The 21,639-nt window shown below is 45.3% G+C and carries 27 protein-coding genes; 25 read left to right on the top strand and 2 right to left on the bottom strand.

The features are described 5' to 3' along the window. Positions 1-81 precede the first annotated feature (81 nt). The 13 genes from BGM27_RS02430 (at position 82) to BGM27_RS02370 (ending at position 9,501) form a co-directional block, all read left to right on the top strand. The gene (locus BGM27_RS02430; RefSeq protein WP_007409614.1) at positions 82-630 is read left to right on the top strand and encodes a hypothetical protein; all 549 of its coding nucleotides are present in this window, start codon (positions 82-84) and stop codon (positions 628-630) included. 141 nt (positions 631-771) lie between these two features. Then, positions 772-1,992: an EAL domain-containing protein gene (locus tag BGM27_RS02425; protein ID WP_007409615.1), complete on the top strand. Its 1,221-nt coding sequence runs from the start codon at positions 772-774 to the stop codon at positions 1,990-1,992. 443 nt (positions 1,993-2,435) lie between these two features. Continuing rightward, on the top strand, positions 2,436-2,675 hold the full coding sequence (locus tag BGM27_RS02420; protein WP_003154613.1) for a YkuJ family protein: 240 nt from the start codon (positions 2,436-2,438) through the stop codon (positions 2,673-2,675). Between the two features lie 122 nt (positions 2,676-2,797). Beyond that, a complete protein-coding gene (locus BGM27_RS02415) occupies positions 2,798-3,316 on the top strand; it encodes a ribonuclease H-like YkuK family protein (protein ID WP_007409617.1) in 519 nt (172 codons plus the stop codon). Positions 3,317-3,456: 140 nt separating this feature from the next. Further along, positions 3,457-3,648, top strand: a complete 192-nt coding sequence (gene abbA / locus BGM27_RS02410; RefSeq protein WP_007409618.1) for an antirepressor AbbA — start codon at positions 3,457-3,459, stop codon at positions 3,646-3,648. Positions 3,649-3,791: 143 nt separating this feature from the next. Then, positions 3,792-4,235, top strand: a complete 444-nt coding sequence (gene cbpB / locus BGM27_RS02405; RefSeq protein ID WP_003154608.1) for a cyclic-di-AMP-binding protein CbpB — start codon at positions 3,792-3,794, stop codon at positions 4,233-4,235. A 140-nt stretch (positions 4,236-4,375) separates the two neighbouring features. Beyond that, entirely contained in the window at positions 4,376-5,257 is an 882-nt protein-coding gene (ccpC, locus tag BGM27_RS02400; RefSeq protein ID WP_007409619.1) for a transcriptional regulator CcpC, read from the top strand. Positions 5,258-5,369: 112 nt separating this feature from the next. Then, the gene (locus BGM27_RS02395) at positions 5,370-5,843 is read left to right on the top strand and encodes a flavodoxin (protein WP_007409620.1); all 474 of its coding nucleotides are present in this window, start codon (positions 5,370-5,372) and stop codon (positions 5,841-5,843) included. Next, positions 5,833-6,726, top strand: coding sequence for a WD40/YVTN/BNR-like repeat-containing protein (locus tag BGM27_RS02390; RefSeq protein ID WP_007409621.1), 894 nt, complete (start codon positions 5,833-5,835; stop codon positions 6,724-6,726). Before BGM27_RS02395 ends, BGM27_RS02390 begins: the two co-directional genes overlap by 11 nt. Positions 6,727-6,752: 26 nt before the next feature. Continuing rightward, the gene (locus BGM27_RS02385) at positions 6,753-7,208 is read left to right on the top strand and encodes a flavodoxin (RefSeq protein ID WP_007409622.1); all 456 of its coding nucleotides are present in this window, start codon (positions 6,753-6,755) and stop codon (positions 7,206-7,208) included. Between the two features lie 81 nt (positions 7,209-7,289). After that, positions 7,290-8,000 (top strand): 2,3,4,5-tetrahydropyridine-2,6-dicarboxylate N-acetyltransferase, encoded by a 711-nt coding sequence (gene dapD / locus BGM27_RS02380; RefSeq protein ID WP_007409623.1) that lies wholly within the window; start codon positions 7,290-7,292, stop codon positions 7,998-8,000. A gap of 70 nt (positions 8,001-8,070) precedes the next feature. Then, the gene (locus tag BGM27_RS02375; protein ID WP_007409624.1) at positions 8,071-9,195 is read left to right on the top strand and encodes an N-acetyldiaminopimelate deacetylase; all 1,125 of its coding nucleotides are present in this window, start codon (positions 8,071-8,073) and stop codon (positions 9,193-9,195) included. Positions 9,196-9,255: 60 nt separating this feature from the next. After that, positions 9,256-9,501 carry a YkuS family protein gene (locus BGM27_RS02370; protein ID WP_003154596.1) on the top strand — a complete coding sequence of 82 codons (246 nt, stop codon included), beginning with the start codon at positions 9,256-9,258 and terminating at the stop codon, positions 9,499-9,501. Positions 9,502-9,534: 33 nt separating this feature from the next. Here the strand turns inward: BGM27_RS02370 and BGM27_RS02365 are convergent, their stop codons facing one another. Continuing rightward, positions 9,535-10,341: a mechanosensitive ion channel family protein gene (locus BGM27_RS02365; protein WP_007409625.1), complete on the bottom strand. Its 807-nt coding sequence runs from the start codon at positions 10,339-10,341 to the stop codon at positions 9,535-9,537. Between the two features lie 288 nt (positions 10,342-10,629). Here BGM27_RS02365 and BGM27_RS02360 point away from each other — a divergent pair, with 288 nt between their 5' ends. Next, a complete protein-coding gene (locus BGM27_RS02360) occupies positions 10,630-11,088 on the top strand; it encodes a TlpA disulfide reductase family protein (protein ID WP_007409626.1) in 459 nt (152 codons plus the stop codon). 452 nt (positions 11,089-11,540) lie between these two features. Further along, a complete protein-coding gene (gene rok, locus BGM27_RS02355; RefSeq protein ID WP_003154591.1) occupies positions 11,541-12,137 on the top strand; it encodes a transcriptional regulator Rok in 597 nt (198 codons plus the stop codon). Positions 12,138-12,157: 20 nt separating this feature from the next. Here rok and BGM27_RS02350 read toward each other — a convergent pair whose 3' ends face one another. Beyond that, positions 12,158-13,150 (bottom strand): coiled-coil domain-containing protein, encoded by a 993-nt coding sequence (locus tag BGM27_RS02350; protein ID WP_007409627.1) that lies wholly within the window; start codon positions 13,148-13,150, stop codon positions 12,158-12,160. A gap of 145 nt (positions 13,151-13,295) precedes the next feature. On the opposite strand from BGM27_RS02350, the gene BGM27_RS02345 reads away from it, so the two are divergent. The 10 genes from BGM27_RS02345 (at position 13,296) to BGM27_RS02300 (ending at position 21,505) form a co-directional block, all read left to right on the top strand. Then, the gene (locus tag BGM27_RS02345) at positions 13,296-13,898 is read left to right on the top strand and encodes a molybdenum cofactor guanylyltransferase (RefSeq protein WP_007409628.1); all 603 of its coding nucleotides are present in this window, start codon (positions 13,296-13,298) and stop codon (positions 13,896-13,898) included. A 51-nt stretch (positions 13,899-13,949) separates the two neighbouring features. Then, the gene (locus BGM27_RS02340; protein WP_007409629.1) at positions 13,950-14,969 is read left to right on the top strand and encodes a molybdopterin-synthase adenylyltransferase MoeB; all 1,020 of its coding nucleotides are present in this window, start codon (positions 13,950-13,952) and stop codon (positions 14,967-14,969) included. A 17-nt stretch (positions 14,970-14,986) separates the two neighbouring features. Beyond that, positions 14,987-16,279, top strand: a complete 1,293-nt coding sequence (locus BGM27_RS02335; protein WP_007409630.1) for a molybdopterin molybdotransferase MoeA — start codon at positions 14,987-14,989, stop codon at positions 16,277-16,279. Then, positions 16,240-16,761, top strand: a complete 522-nt coding sequence (gene mobB / locus BGM27_RS02330) for a molybdopterin-guanine dinucleotide biosynthesis protein B (RefSeq protein WP_007409631.1) — start codon at positions 16,240-16,242, stop codon at positions 16,759-16,761. The genes BGM27_RS02335 and mobB overlap by 40 nt, the downstream gene beginning before the upstream one ends. Continuing rightward, the gene (locus BGM27_RS02325) at positions 16,762-17,232 is read left to right on the top strand and encodes a molybdenum cofactor biosynthesis protein MoaE (RefSeq protein WP_007409632.1); all 471 of its coding nucleotides are present in this window, start codon (positions 16,762-16,764) and stop codon (positions 17,230-17,232) included. Beyond that, complete coding sequence (gene moaD, locus BGM27_RS02320; RefSeq protein WP_007409633.1) at positions 17,229-17,462, top strand: molybdopterin converting factor subunit 1; 234 nt, start codon at positions 17,229-17,231, stop codon at positions 17,460-17,462. The genes BGM27_RS02325 and moaD overlap by 4 nt, the downstream gene beginning before the upstream one ends. A gap of 323 nt (positions 17,463-17,785) precedes the next feature. Further along, entirely contained in the window at positions 17,786-18,484 is a 699-nt protein-coding gene (yknW, locus tag BGM27_RS02315) for a YknW family membrane protein (RefSeq protein ID WP_007409635.1), read from the top strand. A gap of 1 nt (position 18,485) precedes the next feature. Beyond that, positions 18,486-19,622 (top strand): efflux RND transporter periplasmic adaptor subunit, encoded by a 1,137-nt coding sequence (locus tag BGM27_RS02310; protein WP_007409636.1) that lies wholly within the window; start codon positions 18,486-18,488, stop codon positions 19,620-19,622. Next, entirely contained in the window at positions 19,623-20,315 is a 693-nt protein-coding gene (locus tag BGM27_RS02305) for an ABC transporter ATP-binding protein (protein ID WP_007409637.1), read from the top strand. After that, positions 20,312-21,505 carry an ABC transporter permease gene (locus BGM27_RS02300; protein WP_007409638.1) on the top strand — a complete coding sequence of 398 codons (1,194 nt, stop codon included), beginning with the start codon at positions 20,312-20,314 and terminating at the stop codon, positions 21,503-21,505. The genes BGM27_RS02305 and BGM27_RS02300 overlap by 4 nt, the downstream gene beginning before the upstream one ends. The last annotated feature ends 134 nt before the right edge of the window (positions 21,506-21,639 follow it).

Genomic DNA, 21,639 nt, shown 5'->3' with positions numbered 1-21,639 from the left:
CGAACGTTAAAGCCGCCGTTCGCTTGTTTTATTTTCTATTCAAAATTATGATATAATTTTGAAAGATTAAGGGGCGATTAATTGAAGAAATTATTAAAATGGTTCGTTGTACTATTTGTAAGCAGTTTCGTTATCATCTTTAATATTTGGTACTTTATTATTTGTGCTTTTACTCCGGAGTATTATCAAAATACCAATCTTACATCTGATGAAATAATCAGATTTGAAAAGCTATATCACATCGATTTTCCTGATGAAACGAAATTTATTAAAGCCAGGGAGTATTTGAGTGGGCTCGGAGGCGATACATCGGCTGTATTATATGTGTCTCTGCCAGCCAAGCTGGCGGAAACAATTTTATCTGATTACACGTATATGCCAATAAATCATACTGATACTGCCGGTTCAATGTATGGAGTTGACGTTTCCGAGAGTGTTGGCGGGTTAACAACTCTTACATTTGGCACTTTAGATAAAAAAGGAACTTTCTTTCAGTTGAAACATGATGATGATTGGATATTTAACAGCACTGATTGGAGCCATTATTTTTGGACAGCTGCCGGTTATAATGCTCTTATATTTATCCTTTTATTTGTGATTGTGAAACAAATGAATAACGTCCTTAATTAACCGGTCTGAAGAGTGATCTTAAAAATGTCCCCCTTTTATTTTAAGCTGCGGCCATACTGCCTCCTTTTCCCCTAATCTAAACATTTGTGGTGCTGATATAATTGTGTATAATCAGACAAAGATAGAGAAGCAGGTGATAACATGTTGGACCCACTTGATATACTGACGAATATTGATGATGTCATTCCGTATTACCAAGCGATTTTTAACGCTGAGGAACAAAGAGTCGTAGGCTACGAAGTGCTTGGGCGGATTTTGGCAGATGCGGAGATTGAGAGCCTCGGGCCGTTTTTCTTAGATTCCGGCATTCCGGAAGAATATAAGCTTGAGGTCGATGACAGAGTCATCAGGCAGGCGCTGGAGCGGTTTAAAGAAGCTGACCGTGATCTGTTGATTTTTATCAATCAGGATGCGAATGTATTGATGCTTGACCACGGCGAAAGCTTTCTTGAGCTTTTGAAAGAATACGAAGAGCAGGGCATTGAATTGAACCGTATTGTGCTTGAGATCACCGAGCACAATTTCGAAGGCGACATTGAACAGCTGTACCATATGCTTGCCTACTATCGTACATACGGCATTAAAATCGCGGTGGACAATATAGGTAAGGAGAGCAGCAACCTGGACAGAATCGCGCTCCTTTCACCGGACCTTCTGAAAATAGATTTGCAGGCGCTGAAGGTATCTCAGCCGTCACCATCATATGAGCATGTGCTGTACAGCATTTCATTGCTGGCGAGAAAAATCGGCGCCGCGCTGCTGTATGAAGATATAGAAGCTGATTTCCAGCTCCAGTACGCATGGAGAAACGGAGGCCGATTTTTTCAAGGCTATTATCTGCAGGCGCCGAGCGGGGATTTTATAGACCGGAGCCTGTTAAAAGCACGCTTGAAAACGGAGTTTCAGCAATTTATTACGAGAGAAAAAAAGAAGCTGGAAACGGTATATGAACACTCTGAGAATTTTTATAAGCGGGTCAATCAGGCAGTTTCCGAGCTGAAGAAAACCCATCAGGCGGACGATGAGTTTATTAAAAAACTGGCGGAAAACCTGACCGACTGCTGCTTCAGAATTTATATGTGTGATGAAGAAGGCTATCAGCTGACGGGAAATGTGTTCAAGCAGTCCGGCGAATGGCTTTATCAGCCTGAATACATGGAGAAAAACTGGAGCTGGCGTCCGTACTTTTTAGAAAACATCATGAAGATGCGGAATTCAAGAAAAGGCTTTTTCAGTGACCTGTACAGTGATATTGAGACAGGTGAGATGATCAGAACCTTTTCATACCCGATGGATGACAATATGTATTTATTTATCGATCTGCCTTACTCTTATTTATATGAACAGGACGGGTTACTTTAAAGCGGCTGCTGTATGCCGCTTTTTTTGTTCATTTGAAAAAAGTTTTAAAAAACGATTGACAATGATACTGATAATCATTATCATTTAGTTATAGAGAGAAGTTACTCTCTGTTCCCCAACCCCTCTATCAGATCAAGATCCGAAAAAACTTGGCGCTACCCCCGCCAAGTTTTTTTATGCTATCTCCTCATAAAAGGGCTTCTCCTTACATACATTTGATAATGGCGGCTCAAAAAGTGAAAAATTATTTTTGAAAGGTGTATGACATTCCGAAAAAAGCTTCAAACTATTCGAAAACACGGTTTTCCCGTTTATTTCTTTTTGAAAATCCAGCGGGAAAATGCCATCCCGGTCTACTTTATGGTATGATGCTCTGTAGAACTTGTATTATAATAAATACTTGTTGATTTGAAGTTGTTTTTTGAAAGGAGTCTTTTTTTAGAATGTCACAATTAATGGGTATCATCACGCGGCTGCAAAGTCTGCAAGAAACAGCGGAAGCGGCTAACGAGCCGATGCAGCGTTATTTTGAAGTTAACGGCGAAAAAATTTGCAGTGTTAAATATTTCGAAAAAAATCAAACGTTTGAACTGACGGTTTTCCAAAAAGGTGAAAAACCTAACACATATCCGTTTGATAACATTGACATGATTTCTATTGAAATTTTTGAGCTCCTTCAGTAATTTGATTTGATTTTTCAGGCTGACCAAGCTTCCGGTCTTCCGCAAGCGGAGCTTTATTAAATTATGCAAAGGAACGTGCTTGTTCGTTTGGTTGTAGACTCTGGAAAGAGGAGTGTCCGTACATGGCTGATTCTTTTCTGTTTTATAATCTTTCTGAGGCACAGATGACCTTTCAAGACGTGACGGAGCGGCTGAAACGCTTTGTCAATAAAGACCCCCGTTCAGCATACGTGCTGTCTGTAGGGACTGATTCACAAGTTTACCGCGACTTCACAAAGTTTATTACGGCTATACACTTGCACCGTACAGGCAAGGGAGCTTGGGGCTGTTTGAAAAATCATGATCTTGCAAGACCGATACATAGCCTTCGCGAAAAAATTTCGCTGGAAACCGCATTCAGCCAGGAGATGGCTGCGCATATCCTCGACGGCCGTCTTATGGAACTGACAGATTTGCTCTTGCCTTTTACGGATGAAGGGGCGGATCTTTCATTTGAAGTGCATCTGGATATCGGTCAAAAAGGGCTGACAAAAGAATTGATACAAGAAATGACCGGCCGCATTACCTCGATGGGCATTGAAGCGAAAATCAAGCCCGATTCCTGCACAGCATTCAGTTATGCCAATCGTTACACAAAATAATATTTCATACAGAATCCGCAAAATGTCGAATTATGCGGTTGACGATTTTTTTCTGTTTACTTATTCTAGCGGTAGAGCTGAAAGCAAATTTCACCTTGCTTTCGGAGGTATTCAGTTAAAAATAGGGGGCCTGATTACGTATGAGTCTTATCGGTGAACGATTTACGGAAGAAGAACAGAAACTTCTGCTGAATATCCTGATCAATCAAGAATATGCCATTGAGCTTTTGACCAGCGAAATCAACGATATAGAAGCAGGGTCAAAAAGCGTTGATGGAACCACTTATAAAAAACTCGTAACGCTCTATGACCGTTTTCGGAATGAAAATTAATCAGCGGCCTATAAATTGATACTCGATTGCAAAGAGTATCTTTTTTATTGACGGAAACTTTTCGACAAAAAATGATAATGTTTATATTATTGCAATATAGGGAATACATGCTTTGATGAAAAATGTAAAGGGGTCGAAGTGACATGATTAGCTTACAATCAGATCAGCTTCTTGATGCAACAGTCGGACAATTTATGATCGAGGCGGATAAAGTGGCGCACGTTCAAGTCGGAAACAACCTTGAGCATGCTCTATTAGTGCTGACGAAAACCGGCTATACCGCCATTCCCGTCCTTGACGCTTCGTACCGTCTGCACGGTTTGATCGGGACAAATATGATTATGAACAGCATTTTCGGACTTGAACGGATCGAGTTTGAGAAGCTGGATCAAATTACGGTTGAGGAAGTCATGCTGAAAGACATTCCCCGTCTCCACATCAATGATCCGATTATCAAAGGGTTCAGCATGGTCATTAACAACGGCTTTGTCTGCGTTGAAAATGATGAAGGCGTCTTTGAAGGCATTTTCACGAGAAGAGTCGTATTAAAGCAGTTGAGCAGTCATATCAGATCATTGAATAAGTAGGCTCGCACGATCAGCCTATTTGTTCTTTTGCATGCCAGAAAAAGAAAACGCATACATATGAGTGGCGCTTGCCTCGGCAGCCTTTATTTTATTAGAATGGTAGATAAGAAATACGAAAAGGCATTGAAAAGGAGGACGACATGCAGCTTCAAGAGCTTCATATGCTCGTAATTTTAGCTGAGGAATTAAACATGAGGAAGGCTGCCGAACGGTTATTCGTGTCACAGCCGGCTCTGTCCCAGCGATTGCAGACCATTGAAAAAGCCTGGGGAACAAAGATCTTTCTAAGATCTCAAAAAGGACTTACGGTAACGCCGGCAGGAGAAAAAATCATACAATTTGCAAATGACGTCACGGATCGGCAAGAAAGAATCAGAGAAAACATTGATGAACTTGAGGGTGAGATTCACGGCACACTAAAGCTTGCCGTCGCTTCGATTATCGGGCAGCACTGGCTTCCGAAAGTGTTAAAAACATATGTGGAACGATATCCGAATGCAAAGGTCTCTCTCATTACAGGGTGGAGCAGCGAAATGCTGAAAAGTCTGTATGAAGATCAGGTACATATCGGCATTATCCGGGGAAATCCGGAATGGAAAGGCCGGAAAGATTATTTAATGACCGATCATTTATATTTGGTCGATACGGAAATTTCCTGTATTGATGATATTGCCCATACCGACCGGCCGTTCATCCAATTCAAAAGCGACAGTACATATTTTCAGGAAATTCAGCATTGGTGGCATCAAAAATTCAAAACCTCGCCGAAACAGACCATCCTTGTCGATCAGATTGAAACGTGCAAGCAGATGGCGCTGCACGGGATCGGTTATGCCATTCTGCCGTCAGTCACATTAGAAGAGGAAGATAAAGTAAATAAAATGCCCCTGCTTGATACAAAGGACCATCCGATCGGCCGTGACACATGGCTGCTCGGATATGAGCCGGCCTTTGAATTAAAACAGGTGCAGGCTTTTGTTTCTGTCATTAAAGATATGCTGAAGCAGGAACGCCCATTTTAGAAAGACAGCAATCATGCTGTCTTTTTTTTATTTTTTATTGACAATGAAAATCATTATCATTTAAAGTGTTATATATGTTAATGAAAATCATTATCAATTACGAGGTGATTATATGCAGAAAGCATTAATGATATACGCAAGCATGTCGGGGAATACAGAGGATATTGCCGGAATTATAAAAGAAACACTGAGCGGGCATCAGATAGCAGTTGACTGTCTCGACATGGACGAAGCAGAGGCGGATTCTCTCGAAGCATATGATTATGTTTTTGTCGGCACGTACACATGGGGGGATGGTGATCTTCCTTACGAAGCGGAAGATTTTTACGAAGATATTCTGCACAGCCAGCTCAACGGACTGAAAACGGCCTGTTTCGGTTCAGGCGATCACGCCTACCCGAAGTTTTGCGAAGCGGTCACGGTGTTTTGCGATGCGTTTGAACAGGCCGGAGCCAATTTATATCCGGAAACGCTGAAAATTGAGCTGGCGCCCGAGACGGCTGAGGATCAGGAATGCTGCAAAGAATTTGTCCGCGGTTTTCTTGCATGGGCCGCTCACCACGGAGACAAGTGCCATGTTTCATAAAGGCGCGACGGCTGTCATGGCATCAGTATCTTCGGGATTTTTTGTCGCTGTGAAAGGCGAAGGTATTTTTCATTTTTCGGCGGAAGAAGGCTGGAAAAGACTATTCCGAGTGAAAAGCAGAATTTATGTGCTGACTTACATAGGGCCCTACATATTCGCGGCTGGAGAAAAAGGCGCCGTCCTCAGATCAGCCGATCAGGGAAAGACCTGGACGGCCTCCCGGTTTCCGACCAGCGCCTCCGTATGGGCCGTTGCCGGGCGGAATGACGGGTTTGTCTGTGCGCACGGCACATACTGCCTCTACTTATCTGATGATTTCGGCGTCACTTGGCATGTGGCTAAGCCCTTTTCACAATTAAAGGAGCCGCCTGTCATCCGTTCGCTTTGTTTACACGGTCAGACGATTTATATCGGCACCCGAATTCATATGAATCATGGCGGCATTTGGGCGTATGATCTGACGGAAGAACGCATCCGGCGTATAATCCGCGAAAGGCAGCGCATGACGGCTTCAATGATGATGTATCAGAATGACTGGCTCATTGCAGCAAAGGGCGCGGCAAAGGGAGAACGTGGGGAGGTTGCCGTCCGAAACGTGCGGACGCAAGAGGAGTTTGCCATTACAGCCGGACCCGCCGTACGGGAAAAATCATTTCTCGACGTTTCTGAGGATAACGGGATTATTTATGTCACATCGTCACAGGACGAAAACGGATTTTCGCGTATTTATCAAGCTGATCTCGCCGCCGGTGAATTAAAGTGGTTTGATACGATCCGCGGTCACGGATGGCGGGTGGCCAACCGGGAAGAAAACTTTTTTTGCGCGGGCCTTTACGAAAGTAAGTTTGTCAGACCGTATGAGGCGGTTCGGCTCGCACATTAGTTTTTATGCATAAAGGAGAGACGAAGATGGGGAATGTATTGCTTGTTTACGCCACAATGTCAGGAAACACCGAGGCGATGGCGGATTTAATTGAAAAAGGGCTGATCGAAGCACAAGCATCCGTAGACAGATATGAAGCGATGGATATTCATGCCGAACTTTTTAATGATTACGAGTATATTTTATTAGGCACATATACGTGGGGAGACGGGGATCTTCCTGATGAAATGCTCGATATTGCTGAAGATATGGAAAACCTGGAGTTTACGGGAAAAACATTTGCTTTGTTCGGTTCCGGAGATACGTCCTATGAGTTTTTTTGCGGGGCGGTTGACGAATTGGAAAAAGTAATCACGGCCCGCGGCGGGCGGGTGGTGCTGCCGTCGGTCAAAATTGAAAACAACCCTGAGGGCAGTGAGGAAGAAGAGCTCCGGGAATTCGGAAGACAGTTTGCCGCGCTGTGCAGCCAGCCGGCAGAATAAAGGCTTGTTCCTTTTTTTCTTGTCTTTGTATCCTTCCTTTGTTACAGTAATGAGGTAGAAAATCAGAGGAGGACAATACATATGAAAATGATGGATGCAAATGAAATTATTTCATTTATTCAAAATAGTACAAAATCAACGCCTGTAAAAGTGTATGTAAAAGGCGATCTTGAAGGAATCAGCTTTGGCGATTCCGCTAAAACATTCCTGAACGGCCAATCCGGCGTCGTTTTTGGCGAGTGGGCTGAAATTAAAAGCGCAATCGAAGAAAACAAAGACAAAATTGAGGATTACGTCATTGAAAATGACCGCCGCAACTCTGCGATCCCGATGCTTGATTTAAAAGATGTTAAAGCGAGAATCGAGCCCGGCGCTATTATCCGCGACCAAGTTGAAATCGGCGACAATGCCGTTATCATGATGGGTGCATCTATTAATATCGGTTCAGTCATCGGCGAAGGTACGATGATTGATATGAACGTTGTTCTTGGCGGACGCGCGACTGTCGGCAAAAACTGCCACATCGGAGCGGGTTCTGTATTAGCGGGCGTTATTGAGCCGCCTAGCGCTAAGCCTGTTGTCGTGGAAGACGACGTTGTGATCGGCGCAAATGCGGTTGTGCTTGAAGGCGTAACAATCGGTAAAGGCGCGGTTGTCGCTGCCGGAGCCATCGTTGTAAATGACGTCGAGCCATATACCGTTGTAGCGGGAACACCTGCGAAAAAAATCAAAGATATCGATGAAAAAACAAAAGGCAAAACAGAAATCAAACAGGAATTACGCCAGCTGTAAGGAATGGTTTGATAGAATGGGCGTGGATGATAAAATCCACGCCTTATTCTTATCTCAAGGAGGAATACATATGGAAAAAGAGCGGCTCATTGCCATCCGAAGAGATCTGCACCGCATTCCGGAGATCGGCTTTCAGGAATATAAAACCCAACAGTACCTGCTGAATCTATTGAACCAATATCCGGAGGAAAGAATTGAAATCGAAACTTGGAGAACCGGCATCTTTGTCAAAGTCAACGGCACGGCTCCGGAAAAAATGCTCGCCTACAGAGCGGATATAGACGCTCTGTCGATTGAAGAGCAGACGGGGCTTCCGTTTGTATCTGAACACCCCGGTTTTATGCACGCATGCGGCCACGATATGCACATGACCATTGCGCTCGGCATTATTGATCATTTTGTCCATCATCCCGTCAAACATGATCTGCTCTTTTTATTCCAACCGGCTGAAGAAGGACCGGGCGGAGCGGAACCGATGCTTGAAAGCGATGTGCTGAAAAAATGGACGCCGGATTTGATTACCGCTCTCCATATAGCACCTGAGCTTCCTGTAGGTACAATTTCCACCAAAAGCGGATTGCTGTTTGCCAATACGAGCGAGCTTGTCATCGATCTTGAGGGGAAAGGCGGGCATGCGGCATATCCGCATACAGCAGACGACATGGTCGTTGCCGCGAGCACGCTTGTCACGCAGCTGCAAACGGTCATATCCAGAAATACGGATCCGCTTGACAGCGCTGTGATAACTGTCGGAACGATTACCGGGGGCACGGCGCAAAATATCATCGCAGAGCATGCTCATCTGGAGGGAACCATCCGGACGCTTTCCGAGGAATCAATGCGTATGGTGAAAAAGCGAATTGAAGAGCTTGTCAAAGGAATTGAAATCGGCTTCCGATGCAAAGGAAAAGTCACGTATCCGTCCGTTTATCATCAAGTTTATAATACAAGCGGCCTGACCGAAGAATTTATGCAATTTGTCAGCGATCATCAGCTTGCTGACGTGAGAACGGCGAAAGAAGCGATGACCGGAGAAGATTTCGGCTATATGCTGAAAAAATATCCCGGCTTTATGTTCTGGCTGGGGGCCGATTCATCCCACGGGCTTCATCACGCCAAGCTGAACCCGGATGAAGATGCGATGGAAACCGCGGTAAATGTCATGGTCGGATATTTTTCGAAGTATGCCAATTAAATCCGAAAAGAAGAATAATCTAACAATAATTGAGCATTCTACATAACGGAGGTGTTCAATATGACGAAAAAAATTGGAATTGAACAATCTTTATCGGATGTAGAACAGGCGTTAAAACAAAAAGGATATGACGTAGTGATGATGAAGACTCCTGAGGATGCGAAGAATTGTGACTGCTGTGTCGTAACCGGACTTGACAGCAATGTCCAAGGAATTGCCGATACGTCAACTCAGGCTCCCGTCATTACGGCTTCCGGAATGACCGCCGACGAAATCTGCAGCGAAGTGGAAAAAAAATTTCATTAAAAAGAAAAAACCGAAGCTTACGCTTCGGTTTTTCTATTCGGCGGAAGCGGCGTTTTTAAAACGGTCGAGCGCGATTTTTATTTCTCTCCGCAGTACGCGTTCAATCCGCCATTGCTCCATATTTTCTGTTTTGGCAATGATTCTGATCACCATTTCTGACGTGCTTAAATCCTGAACCCCGATGACGTCCGGCCCTTCCTTAATCTGCGGGAGCTCAGCGGCTGCTTTGTCACACGCGGTTTGCAGGATTTGAATGGTTTCATCAAGATTTTTTTCAAGCGGCACTTTAATATCGACAAGCGCCTGCATCGTTCCGCGGGAATGGTTGCTCACATTCGTAATGCCCCGGTTGGGAAGATAGTGAAGCGTGCCGTCAAAGCTCCGGATTTGCGTCGTACGGAGACCGACCTGCTCGACAATGCCGCTGTAGCCGGCAACCGTAATATAATCGCCGACGTCGATCTGTTTTTCCAAAAGGATAAAAAATCCGGTGACGATGTCACTGACAAGCCCCTGAGCCCCGAAGCCGACTGCGAGACCGACCACGCCGGCGCCGGCAATGAGAGCGCTCGGATTGTAGTGAAATAAATCCAAAATCATCACGATAAAAACGAAAATCAAGATGTATCCATATACATTAAGCGCGAGGCTTCGCAAAGTATAAGCGCGGCCTGTGGAGAGGTTGTTTTGTTGCTCGAATTTCTGAAACAGATGCTTGATCAGCTTTTTTCCTGCCGTCCGGAAAATAAAGTACGCTAAAATAATGAGAGCCAGCTTTATGATGAAAATCCCGGCAGATGTGAGAAGCCCGGCCCAGTCAAAGTGTTTTAAATCAATCATAGTGATGTCTTCCTTTCAAGTCTTTTGCGGAAAAAGCTAAAAGTGATATACCCGTTTTTAAAATAAGATAAACCTTTTAATAGAAACCAGTTATTTCATTTATGATTTGTTCATATTGCCCGGTTTCAATATCATCATTTTTGTGAAGATATGAACTAAGGAATCGCCACACTCATTTTAACATGGTGATTCAGCCAAATCATATCCTTTGGAGGGAAAACAGGAGAACGTTGCCCGGCGAAACTGAAAGCCCCGGCAAAAAACCTTTTTCATAAGGAGGGAAATAAGATGAAATTACGTCAGCAAATGCCTGAATTGACAGGCGCTAAAGCATGGATTAACAGAGAAGTCACGAAGGAACAGCTGGTCGGCGGAAAGCCGGCACTGATTCACTTCTGGTCCGCCAGCTGCCGCATGTGTAAAGAAGCGATGCCTGAGATGAACGAATTTCGTGATAAATATAAAGATCAGCTGAATGTGGTGGCCGTTCACATGCCCCGTTCCGAAGACGATCTTGATCTTGAGAAAATCAAGAAAACAGCGGCTGAACACGATATCTCTCAGCCGATTTACGTCGACAGCGATCATACGCTGACTGAAGCATTTGAAAATGAATATGTGCCGGCTTATTACCTTTTCGATAAAACCGGACAGCTCCGCCATTTTCAAGCGGGAGGAAGCGGGATGAAAATGCTTGAAAAACGTGTCAGCCGAGTACTTTCAGAAACGGAGCAGGCTTCTGAGTAATCGGGACAATCTCCGTCGGACTATTGTCTCGGTTCTGCAAACCCTTTGCCGTTTAGGTAACAGGGTTTTTTTGTGCTTATTGGATAAAAAATTCCAATATGGCATGTGTGGCTTAAAAAATAAGAGAAACAGCCGTAAACACGCTGTACCGCTTGTTTTATCGATATCATTATCTTTTACATATTATAGTCGAAAATTGTAGATATCACGCTAATTTTCATTAAACAAGTAATTTCAAGTTATATTTTGAAATGGTTGAATAAATTGGAACTTTGTCCAGAATCCCCTATATGATAAGGGATTTTTGTATATAAAGTACCATTTTCAGAAAATAAGCAATTTTTCATAGAGTAAATAAAATAGTAAAATGATAAAATAATAGTTGATAAAATTACTTTTGTAATCTAATATCTTAATAAAAGCGTTTAAATTTTTGACAGGGGGTTTTACACATGTTTAATGAAAGAGAAGCGCTGCGCTTACGTTTAGAACAATTGAACGAAGCAGAGGTAAAAGTCATTCGTGAATATCAAATAGAACGTGATAAAATATATGCAAAACTGAGAGAATTAGACAATACAGGCAGCCTGTCCGATACAAAAAAAGAGTTTCGTCCGGAGAAAAAAAGTGACTCTCTCCCGGTGCTTGCAGAGCTTGCAGCACAGGAAATGAGAAGCTATCAAAAGCCGCAGACACAGCCTCAATCCTCCCAGCCGCAGATGCAGTCTATTACGTCTCTTCCCGCCGGCATTCCAGACGGTTCTACAAGAAGAAGAAGAGGGACGGCGAGACCGGGATCAAAAGCGGCAAAACTGCGCGAAGCAGCGATTAAAACATTGAAACGCCACAATGCAGCGATTAAAAGTTCCGAACTGCAAAAGGAAATTGAAAAGGAAAGCGGCCTTGAAATTCCTAATATGACAACATTTATGCAAAGCTTAATTAAAATGTATCCGGAAGTGAAAAAACCATACCGCGGCCAATATATTCTTGAGGGAGAAATTTCTCAGGAAACAGCAGAAACGGCAAATGATACGGCTGCTGAATAAAACAGTAAAAACTGCTTGCGTTACTCAAGCAGTTTTTTTGCGCTTTCCCGCTTATTCTGCGGAAGTGACGCATCTTTTCCAGGTTTTTTTTCAAGCTTGACGACATATTTTTGGAAAGGCTTTTCGCCGTCAGCACGTTCTTTCAACGCATCCAGTTTTTCATCAAACGACTGATCGCGGGACTCTGATTGTACAAATTGTTTTTGCAGGGAGATGACTTGTTCGGTAACGGCTTTAAGCAAGTCTTCTGCCTGAACAGTCTCTTTGGAAACAGAAGGGATTTCCAGAGCTTGTTCCGCCGGTTCCGCCGTGCGGCTGTCAATATCAGCAAAATGGCCGGCAATCCAAGCATCACTTTCGTCCAGCTGCCGTTTATATGAAAGAATGGTTTCTTGAAATAACTTTTCTTTCGTTTTTTCTATTTCTACAAGCCGTTCTTTTGTTTCTAGTATTCGATCTCTCATATGATTAATTTCTATTTTAATATGTTTGAGCTGGTATTCTTTTTCTATCATTTGTGTTTGAAGCCGGGTATTTTCGTCTGCAGCGGCATGATAACGCTGTTTCATATCTTCGTGAGAAGTCCGTTCAGTTTGAATGGCGGTCTCAAGTGAGCGGATGCGGGTATGTAAGTTTTTATTTTCTTCTTCAAATTTTACATTTGTAAGATGCAGACGGTGCTTTTCTTCCATCTCATTTTTCCGCCGAAACGTTTCCTGCTGAAGCAGTTCTTGCAGAATGACGATTTTATCGAGCAGCCCGGCTCTGATTTCATGCAAAGAACGTTCCGTGTCACTTGTCTGTTTGTGTTTTTGAGCCATGGCTTCCAATTCGTCAGAAAGCTTGTGAAGCCGCTCTTTAATATTGGCGTTTTCCTCCTGAAGCTTATTATTTTTCTGATGGAAGTAGCTTGCTTCAAATTCTGAAATTAATTTTCTGCATCTGGAAAGTTCAGATTTCAAGTAAAGGTTCTCTTGAGAAGTGTCGTGGAAAAACGGACCTGATATTTTCATAAGAACCATCTCCCTCATGATGTTAACACTACAATATGGGAAAGGAACAACGGCTATTCCTCTTAATTAAACAGACAAGCACCGTAATATTGTATTTCGGCTGAGGCGTTTGCTATGCTTTTATATAGAATGGGAGAGAGATGACATGAAACGGGTGAATGTAATATTAGCGGGGGGAGCTTCCCGAAGATTCGGAGAACCGAAAGCTTTTGCAAAGTGGAAGGGCGGCATGTTTTATGAACAGGCGAAAAAAGCCTTCGGCGGCGGAGAAACGGTGATTATCAGCCGCCCTGAGCATATAAAAAAGTTCTTATCAAACAGGGAGCGGCATGTTTTTGCCGATGAGCCGCGGTTTCGGGGAATGGGCCCGCTTGCCGGCATCTATACGGCAATGAAACAAACGGAAGGCGAAATATATACGGTCATATCCTGTGACACGCCGCTCGTGACAAGAAAAACGATGGCGGCGCTTGAAATGAAGCTGACCGGAAATCTGGACGCTGTCATACCGGTTTGTAAAAACAGAGAGCATCCCCTCTTGGCGGTTTACCATAAACGGGTGCAGGATGTGCTTTTTGATCAGCTGACACAAAACAAACTGAAAATGACAGACACGCTGAAACGGCTGTCTGTCTGTTATGTGCAGGCTGAAGACATCGGCGCCGGGCCGGAGGAGTTCGCTAATATCAACACACAGGATGATTACACCAGACTTTTGGCGCATGTCGAGTCTTCAAATCAAGACTGATCGGGGAGAAACATGGTATGATGGAAATAAAAATGCAAGGGGACAACACAGATGGAAGAGCGCTATTCGCGGCAGACAAGATTTAAGCCGATAGGGGAAAAAGGGCAGCAGGCGCTGGCTGACAGCAGTGTCCTGATTGTCGGAGCCGGAGCCCTCGGAACAGCCGCGGCAGAGGGTTTGGCAAGAGCCGGAGCGGGCCGTATGGCGATTATTGACCGGGATTATGTGGAATGGAGCAATTTACAAAGACAGCAGCTGTATACAGAAGAAGACGCGAGACAGCGCCTGCCGAAAGCAATGGCGGCCAAGGCGCGTCTTTTGGCGGTAAACAGTGATATACATATCGATGCTTACGCGGCGGAAGGTACGGCAGAAACGCTCGAACCGCTGATCGAACAAGCGGATTGCATCGTGGATGCGACAGATAATTTTGAAACGAGAATGGTCATCAATGATCTGGCGCTGAAAACGAAAACACCTTGGATTTACGGTGCCTGTGTCAGCAGTCAGGGAATGTGCATGACGATTATTCCGGGGGTTACGCCGTGTTTATCCTGCCTGTTTGAGCAAATGCCCGTGGGCGGAGCGACATGTGATACAGCAGGCATCATACCTCCGGCGGTTCATATCGTCTCCGCTTATCAGCAGGCTGAGGCGCTGAAATTGCTGACAGGAAATCATGCGGCGGTAAATCGGCTCTTTTTCACGTTTGACGTGTGGAATAACACCAATATGAGCATAAATGTGGATCAGATCAAACGGGATCATTGCCCTTCCTGCGGCGCGGAGCCCGTATATCCGTATCTGCAGCCTGAAAACAGGCCGAAAGCAAGCGTGCTGTGCGGAAGAGACACCGTTCAAATCAGATCGGAAGCCTTAAAGAGGCTGGATAAAGAAGAGCTTGTCAAACGTCTGAAGCAGATCGGTAAAGTGGAAGCAAATGAATTTCTGCTGCACATGGCGTATGAGCGCTTCAGAATCGTTATTTTTCAGGACGGACGGGCTTTGATTCACGGTACAAACGATATAAAAGAAGCAAATTCAGTTCTGGCCAGGGTGATCGGACTGTAGGAAGGGGAGATATTGCTATGCTTGAAAAAAGAACGCCGATTCAGGTGGACGAAGCAGTCCGCCGGGTGAGCCGGTATAAAAAACAGGGGGATACCGAATGGGTGGCGCTTGAGGACAGTCTCCACCGCTATTTGGCGGAGGATGTTAAGGCGGATCATGATGTGCCGGCCTTTAACCGTTCCCCGTATGACGGGTTTGCCATCAGGGCGAGCGATTCAAAAACGGCTTCCCGTGACAATGCCGTCACCTTTGAAGTCATTGACCATATCGGAGCCGGCGCCGTATCGGAAAAAGAACTCGGCCCTTATGAAGCGGTCCGCATTATGACGGGGGCGCAGATTCCAAAAGGCGCGGATGCCGTAGTGATGCTTGAGCTGACAAAAACGTTTTCTGAAAACGGGACGAATTACATGTCAGCGAAACGCCCTTTTCATGCGGGCGATAATATTTCATATCAAGGAGAAGATGCGAAAAAGGGCAGCCCGCTATTAAAAAAAGGGACGAAAATCACGCCGGGCGTAACCGCTCTTTTAGCAACCTTCGGCTATGCTTCCGTTCCCGTGGTCAGAAAGCCGGTTGTCGGCATTATCGCAACGGGAACCGAGCTTCTTCATGTCAGCGATCCGCTTGAGCCGGGGAAAATCCGCAACAGCAACGCTGCCATGGTGTATGCCCAGGTCATTGAAGCGGGCGCGGTACCGCTGAACTTAGGGAAAATTTCCGATGATTTTGATGACAGCTATGATGCGGTGAAGGAAGCTATGAAAAAAGTTGATTTCCTGATCACGACCGGCGGCGTGTCAGTCGGCGATTTTGATTTTCTCCCAGACATTTATAATAAGCTCGGAGCGGAAGTTCTTTTTAACAAAGTGGCAATGCGCCCGGGGAGCGTGACAACTGTCGCCCGGGCCGATGACATGCTGCTGTTCGGCCTTTCAGGCAATCCGTCCGCATGTTATGTCGGATTCACCCTGTTTGTCAAACCGATGATTCGGACATGGCTTCTGAATGAAAAACCTCATTCCGGATGGGCGGAAGCCGTGTTAACAAGCGACTTTCCGAAACCGAATCCGTTTACGAGATTTGTGAGGGCATTTGTTTATCATAAGGACGGAAAGATGATGGCGTCACCGGTCGGTCTCGACAAATCAAGCTCAGTCACATCTCTGGCCGAAGCAAACGCGTTTATCCTTCTGCCGGGAGGAACGAGGGGGTATGAAGCGGGCCGGACGGTTCACGCGCTCCTCATCCGTGATGAGAATGGAAGTGAATGGCCGTGGTCAATTCTTTCCCGATCGTCCAGATCGTAGGTTTTCAAAACAGCGGTAAAACAACGTTTATTGAACGTGTGCTGAAAGCGGCGCCGAAAGAGTGCGATATTGGATGTTTAAAACATCACGGACACGGCGGAGAACCGGAACCTTTTTCTGACGGAAAAGACTCGGAGCGTTTTTCAAAAGCCGGGGCCGCGGTTACGGCAGTAGAAGGGGACGGCGTCCTGCAGCTTACGGCGCGAAAAAAATGGGATCTGGCGGGTTTGATCAGTCTGTATGAATGTCTGGGAATTGACGGTCTTCTCATAGAGGGATTTAAACATGCGCCGCATCCGAAAATCATTATGATCAAAGACAGCGAAGATTGGCAAAAGCTGAAGCATTTGGAGCGCGTGATCGCGGTTGTCAGCAGAAATACGGAGCATATGCCGGCAGATGCAGGCATGCCCGTTTTCCATGCGGACGATCCGGCTGCCATGATGTTTGTGCTTTCGCAGCTGAAAGGGGAATCTGCATAAATGGAACGTTTTCAAATTACAAGGGAACCTATCATTGCGGAAAATATCGTAAAAAAAGTTGAAAAGCGTGAAGCCGGCGCCATCACAACGTTTATCGGCACGGTCAGAGAGTGGACTGCCGGACGGCGGACGGTGCGTCTCGAATATGAAGCGTATGAACCGATGGCTGTTCAAATGCTTTCTCAAATCGGCGATGAAATCAGTGCGAAATGGGAAGGAGCCGAAGCTGCAATCACTCACCGTGTCGGCGTCCTTGATATCGGAGAAGCAGCGGTCGTAATCGCCGTGTCTTCTCCGCACAGAAAGGCGGCATATGAGGCGAATGAATATGCAATTGAACGGATAAAACAGATTGTGCCGATATGGAAAAAAGAAATCTGGGAAGACGGAGAAGAATGGATAGGCGATCAGCTGGAAACAACGCCCTATCCGAACGGAAAACCGGATTTGCATAAAGGGGAATCGCGATGATTAAAGTATTATTGTTTGCCGGGCTTGCGGAGCAGGCGGGAACACCGGTCATTGAACTTGACGAAAAAGAGACGGCGGCGTCTGCTGTAAAAACGCTGCTAAAGGAACGGTACGGCCTTCAGACGATTGACAATGCCATGATCGCAATCAATGAAACATATGTAAAAGACAACAGCATCGTAACAGAAGGTGATACCATTGCCTTTATCCCTCCTGTAAGCGGAGGGTGAAAAAAGAGCCGGATGTGCATGATTGCCATCCGGCTTTTTTGTATATAGGCGCTGAATTCCAGAGAATATCTAAATGGGATTTAAAGGGATATGCGATTGAGCTGGTTTTGACTGCATGAATAGGCTGAAGACAGTGCCTTCACAAGGCTTTGAACCTCCCGTCATACCGGTCTGACAATGCTTTTTTTTACATAATTATGGAACGTAAAGCTGAGAATTTGTGTTACAATTTAGCATAAATACGCAAACGGCAAAAAAATTGAAACTTCTCTCAGCCTAAAGCGTACGTATAAACAGAATAATACATAGGAGGCATCAGCAATATGGAACCAAACCTGGAAAAAAGCAATACGGCAGTAACGGAAAAGCCGTCAATTTTCGGCGTCATTACAAGTCCTGTTGTGCAGTTTAAAAGATTAAAAGAGAAGCCGGTCATCGGCATTCCTCTCCTGATTGTCATCATTCTCATCGCGGCCGGCAGTATTTTGCGCGGATTGGGGATGAATTATGAAGAAGTGCTGAACAGCTCATCTCTTGACGGATTGTCGGATGATCAGATTGAAATGACCAAAACCATTGCTAAATTCGGCTCGATGTTCGGAGGAATCTTCGGGGGCATTATCGCTCTGTTTATCGTTCCGCTCATTTACTGGCTGTGCGTTAAAATTTCAGGCGGCGTAACAACTTACAAAAAAATGCTCTCACTCAGCCTGTTTACGGCATTTATTACCAATATCGGCTTAGTTATTAACGGTCTTGTCACTTATTTTACCGGTGCGGGCTCATTGTATGCCGTTACATCTTTGGCGAGTGTCATACCGGCCGGAGGCGGCGTCGCGGTCTTTTTAAGCGCGTTCGACATTTTCAGCATCTGGAGCTATATTCTGCTCGCTTTGGGACTTCGCTATACAGGCGGCATTTCGAAAAAAGCGGCCTGGACTTCCGCGATTGTCCTGTTTGTTATTATGCTTTTAGTTTCGGCAGTCGGAGGACTGTTAAGTTCAGTGACAGCAGGTGTATAACATGAAAAAAATTTGGATCGGAATCAGCATCGCCGTAATTGTTGCAGTATTCATCGGTATCAATATTTATAAGTCTGCCGCTCCCGCGGGCGGCAGCGCCGGGAAAAAAATCGAAACCGGAACCATGGAAAACAGAGAAATCTCCTCTACGGTTATGGTTCCGGGAACACTTAAATTCTCTAAAGAACAGTATGTTTTTTATGAAGCGGATAAAGGAACTCTTGATAAAGTGAAAGTAAAAGAAGGCGACAAAGTAAAAAAAGGGTCGTCGTTAGTCACGTATACAAATGAGCAGCTCAATCTTGATAAAGAACAAAATGAGTTGACAGAACAATCAAAACGGATGCAAATCGAACAAGTTGAAGAAAAACTCAGAGCATTAAACAGCAAGGAACAAGATCTGGCAAAACAAGTGGGAGAAGCGGAAGCCAAAAAACAAATTGAATCCGAACGGACTGATCTGCAGCTTCAGCAAAAAACGGCGGAAATCGAATTAAAGCAATCTGATTTGCAAAAGCAGTCTCTTGAAAATCAGGTGGCGAATCTCAATGTTAAGAGTGAGATGGACGGGACGGTAATCTCGGTAAATCAAGAAGCGGCTTCTAAAAAATCGGATATTCAAGAACCGGTTATACATATAGGAGACCCGGAACACCTGATCGTTGCCGGCAATTTGTCCGAATACGACACGCTGAAAGTGAAAAAGGGACAAAGCGTTACAATTACCTCAGACGCCATTCCAGGTAAAACGTGGAAAGGGAGAGTGGCGGCTGTCGGCCTCGTTCCTGATCAAAAGTCAAGCGCTGCTTCGGGGGAAAGTACGGAACAGGCCGTGCAGTATCCGTTCCAGGTTAAGCTGATCGGAAACCTTCCGGAGGGCAAGCCGGGGTTTAAATTAATTATGAACATTGAAACAGACAAACGGAAAGCCGATACGCTGCCGTCCTCCGCGGTCAAAAAAGACGGAGATGAGCACTGGGTCTTTACGGTAAAAGACGGGAAGGCCAAACGCGTGAAAGTTAAAGTCGGCGATACCGCAAATCAGCTTACGGAGATAAAAGAGGGGCTTTCAAAGGATGATAAAGTCATTCTGAATCCGGCTGACGGTTTGACTGACGGAACGGATGTGAAAGCATAGATGATTCAGCTTTCAAAGGTGAAAAAAAGCTATCAGATCGGCAAGGAGACGTTTGATGTTCTCCGTTCAATCGACCTGACGATTGAAGAAGGAGAATATGTGTCAATTATGGGACCGTCGGGATCGGGAAAATCTACGATCATGAATATCATCGGCTGTCTGGACAGACCGACGTCCGGCAGTTACAGGCTTGCGGGCGAAGATGTTTCTTCATGCACCGAAAAAGAGCTTGCGGCGGTCCGGAACAAATCAATCGGATTTGTCTTTCAGCAATTTCAGCTGCTGCCGCGATTGAATGCAAGAAAAAATGTCGAACTCCCCATGATCTACGCCGGTATCGGCAAAAAAGAGCGTGAGGAACGGGCTGAGCATGCGCTGGAAAAAGTCGGTTTGGCGGATCGGATGCGTCACATGCCGAATGAGCTGTCCGGCGGCCAGAAGCAGCGTGTCGCGATTGCAAGAGCCATTGTGAACGAACCGAAGCTCATACTAGCTGATGAACCGACCGGCGCGCTGGATACGAAAACAAGCATTTCCATTATGGAGCAGTTCACAGAGCTTAATGCAGAGGGCGTGACCGTGGTGCTTGTCACTCATGAGCCTGAAGTGGCGGACTGTACAAACAGAGTGATTTTCGTCCGTGACGGCATGATCGTTTCCCGCGATGCTGAGCAGAGGAGAGTGGGGGAATGAGCCTGTCAGAAAATCTCCGGATGGCCCTCAGTTCCGTAAGAGCTCACAAGCTGAGATCGATTCTGACAATGCTCGGAATCATTATCGGCGTCGGTTCAGTAATCGTTGTTGTGGCTGTCGGCCAGGGCGGAGAGCAAATGCTGAAGCAATCCATCAGCGGGCCGGGCAATACGATTGAATTGTTTTACATGCCCAGTGATGAAGAATTAACAGCCAATCCGAACGCCTTACAGGAAGCGAGTTTTACAGAAGAAGATATTAATGGATTAAAAGGTGTGGACGGCGTAAAGCAGGTTGTTGCTTCCGCGGTAAAATCCATGACGGCACGTTACCATGAAGAAGACACGGATATTACGCTGAACGGCATTAACAGCGGCTACATGGACGTAAAAAAGCTGGACGTTCAAGATGGACGGACATTTACGGATAATGATTTTCTTTCCGGGAAAAGAGCGGGAATCATCTCGAAAAAAATGGCTGAAAAGCTGTTCGGGAAAACGTCTCCGCTCGGAAAAATCGTCTGGGCCGGCGGACAGCCCGTTGAAGTAATCGGCGTACTGAAAGAAGAGAGCGGCTTTTTATCGTTAGGGCTCAGTGAAATGTATGTGCCGTTCAACATGCTGAAAACGTCTTTCGGTACTAACGACTACAGCAACGTTTCCGTTCAGACGGAGTCAGCTGATCAAATCAAATCAACAGGAAAAGAAGCGGCCCGTCTCTTAAATGACAATCACGGTACAAAAGAGGCCTATCAAGTCATGAATATGGAAGAAATCGCGGCGGGCATCGGTCAGGTCACGACCGTCATGACGACGATCATCGGTTCGATCGCTGGTATTTCTCTCGTTGTCGGCGGGATCGGGGTCATGAATATTATGCTCGTATCAGTGACGGAACGGACAAGAGAAATCGGCATCCGCAAATCGCTCGGTGCCACGAGAGGACAGATTCTGACACAATTCTTAATTGAATCTGTTGTGCTTACATTAATCGGCGGCTTAATCGGAATCTGTCTCGGCTACGGGGGAGCATCACTCGTTTCCCTTATCGCAGGCTGGCCGTCGCTCGTTTCCTGGCAGGTGGTTTGTATCGGTGTGCTGTTCAGTATGCTGATCGGTGTCATTTTCGGCATGCTGCCCGCCAACAAAGCATCTCGCTTAGATCCGATTGAAGCGTTACGGTATGAATAATCGGCGCCCCATGCAGTCTGCATGGGGTTTTTTTGTGTTTTAATGATTGAATGAATATAATAGACTTTTTTCATTTATGATAAAAAGAAAATGTCATACAATTGTCCCTCTTTTTGTCGAATTTACAGTTTACA

Source organism: Bacillus sp. FJAT-27001, assembly GCF_019039175.1.
Taxonomy (GTDB): Bacteria; Bacillota; Bacilli; order Bacillales; family Bacillaceae; genus Bacillus; species Bacillus velezensis.
Note: the sequence above shows the minus strand (reverse complement) of the source record. Positions and strands in the feature narration are given on the sequence as shown.

Coding starts and splice junctions, on each gene's coding strand:
- BGM27_RS02425 (WP_007409615.1), top strand. CDS start 772: ATGTTGGACCCACTTGATATACTGACGAATATTGATGATGTCATTCCG.
- BGM27_RS02420 (WP_003154613.1), top strand. CDS start 2,436: ATGTCACAATTAATGGGTATCATCACGCGGCTGCAAAGTCTGCAAGAA.
- BGM27_RS02415 (WP_007409617.1), top strand. CDS start 2,798: ATGGCTGATTCTTTTCTGTTTTATAATCTTTCTGAGGCACAGATGACC.
- abbA (WP_007409618.1), top strand. CDS start 3,457: ATGAGTCTTATCGGTGAACGATTTACGGAAGAAGAACAGAAACTTCTG.
- cbpB (WP_003154608.1), top strand. CDS start 3,792: ATGATTAGCTTACAATCAGATCAGCTTCTTGATGCAACAGTCGGACAA.
- ccpC (WP_007409619.1), top strand. CDS start 4,376: ATGCAGCTTCAAGAGCTTCATATGCTCGTAATTTTAGCTGAGGAATTA.
- BGM27_RS02395 (WP_007409620.1), top strand. CDS start 5,370: ATGCAGAAAGCATTAATGATATACGCAAGCATGTCGGGGAATACAGAG.
- BGM27_RS02390 (WP_007409621.1), top strand. CDS start 5,833: ATGTTTCATAAAGGCGCGACGGCTGTCATGGCATCAGTATCTTCGGGA.
- BGM27_RS02385 (WP_007409622.1), top strand. CDS start 6,753: ATGGGGAATGTATTGCTTGTTTACGCCACAATGTCAGGAAACACCGAG.
- dapD (WP_007409623.1), top strand. CDS start 7,290: ATGAAAATGATGGATGCAAATGAAATTATTTCATTTATTCAAAATAGT.
- BGM27_RS02375 (WP_007409624.1), top strand. CDS start 8,071: ATGGAAAAAGAGCGGCTCATTGCCATCCGAAGAGATCTGCACCGCATT.
- BGM27_RS02370 (WP_003154596.1), top strand. CDS start 9,256: ATGACGAAAAAAATTGGAATTGAACAATCTTTATCGGATGTAGAACAG.
- BGM27_RS02365 (WP_007409625.1), bottom strand. CDS start 10,341: ATGATTGATTTAAAACACTTTGACTGGGCCGGGCTTCTCACATCTGCC.
- BGM27_RS02360 (WP_007409626.1), top strand. CDS start 10,630: ATGAAATTACGTCAGCAAATGCCTGAATTGACAGGCGCTAAAGCATGG.
- rok (WP_003154591.1), top strand. CDS start 11,541: ATGTTTAATGAAAGAGAAGCGCTGCGCTTACGTTTAGAACAATTGAAC.
- BGM27_RS02350 (WP_007409627.1), bottom strand. CDS start 13,150: ATGAAAATATCAGGTCCGTTTTTCCACGACACTTCTCAAGAGAACCTT.
- BGM27_RS02345 (WP_007409628.1), top strand. CDS start 13,296: ATGAAACGGGTGAATGTAATATTAGCGGGGGGAGCTTCCCGAAGATTC.
- BGM27_RS02340 (WP_007409629.1), top strand. CDS start 13,950: ATGGAAGAGCGCTATTCGCGGCAGACAAGATTTAAGCCGATAGGGGAA.
- BGM27_RS02335 (WP_007409630.1), top strand. CDS start 14,987: ATGCTTGAAAAAAGAACGCCGATTCAGGTGGACGAAGCAGTCCGCCGG.
- mobB (WP_007409631.1), top strand. CDS start 16,240: ATGGCCGTGGTCAATTCTTTCCCGATCGTCCAGATCGTAGGTTTTCAA.
- BGM27_RS02325 (WP_007409632.1), top strand. CDS start 16,762: ATGGAACGTTTTCAAATTACAAGGGAACCTATCATTGCGGAAAATATC.
- moaD (WP_007409633.1), top strand. CDS start 17,229: ATGATTAAAGTATTATTGTTTGCCGGGCTTGCGGAGCAGGCGGGAACA.
- yknW (WP_007409635.1), top strand. CDS start 17,786: ATGGAACCAAACCTGGAAAAAAGCAATACGGCAGTAACGGAAAAGCCG.
- BGM27_RS02310 (WP_007409636.1), top strand. CDS start 18,486: ATGAAAAAAATTTGGATCGGAATCAGCATCGCCGTAATTGTTGCAGTA.
- BGM27_RS02305 (WP_007409637.1), top strand. CDS start 19,623: ATGATTCAGCTTTCAAAGGTGAAAAAAAGCTATCAGATCGGCAAGGAG.
- BGM27_RS02300 (WP_007409638.1), top strand. CDS start 20,312: ATGAGCCTGTCAGAAAATCTCCGGATGGCCCTCAGTTCCGTAAGAGCT.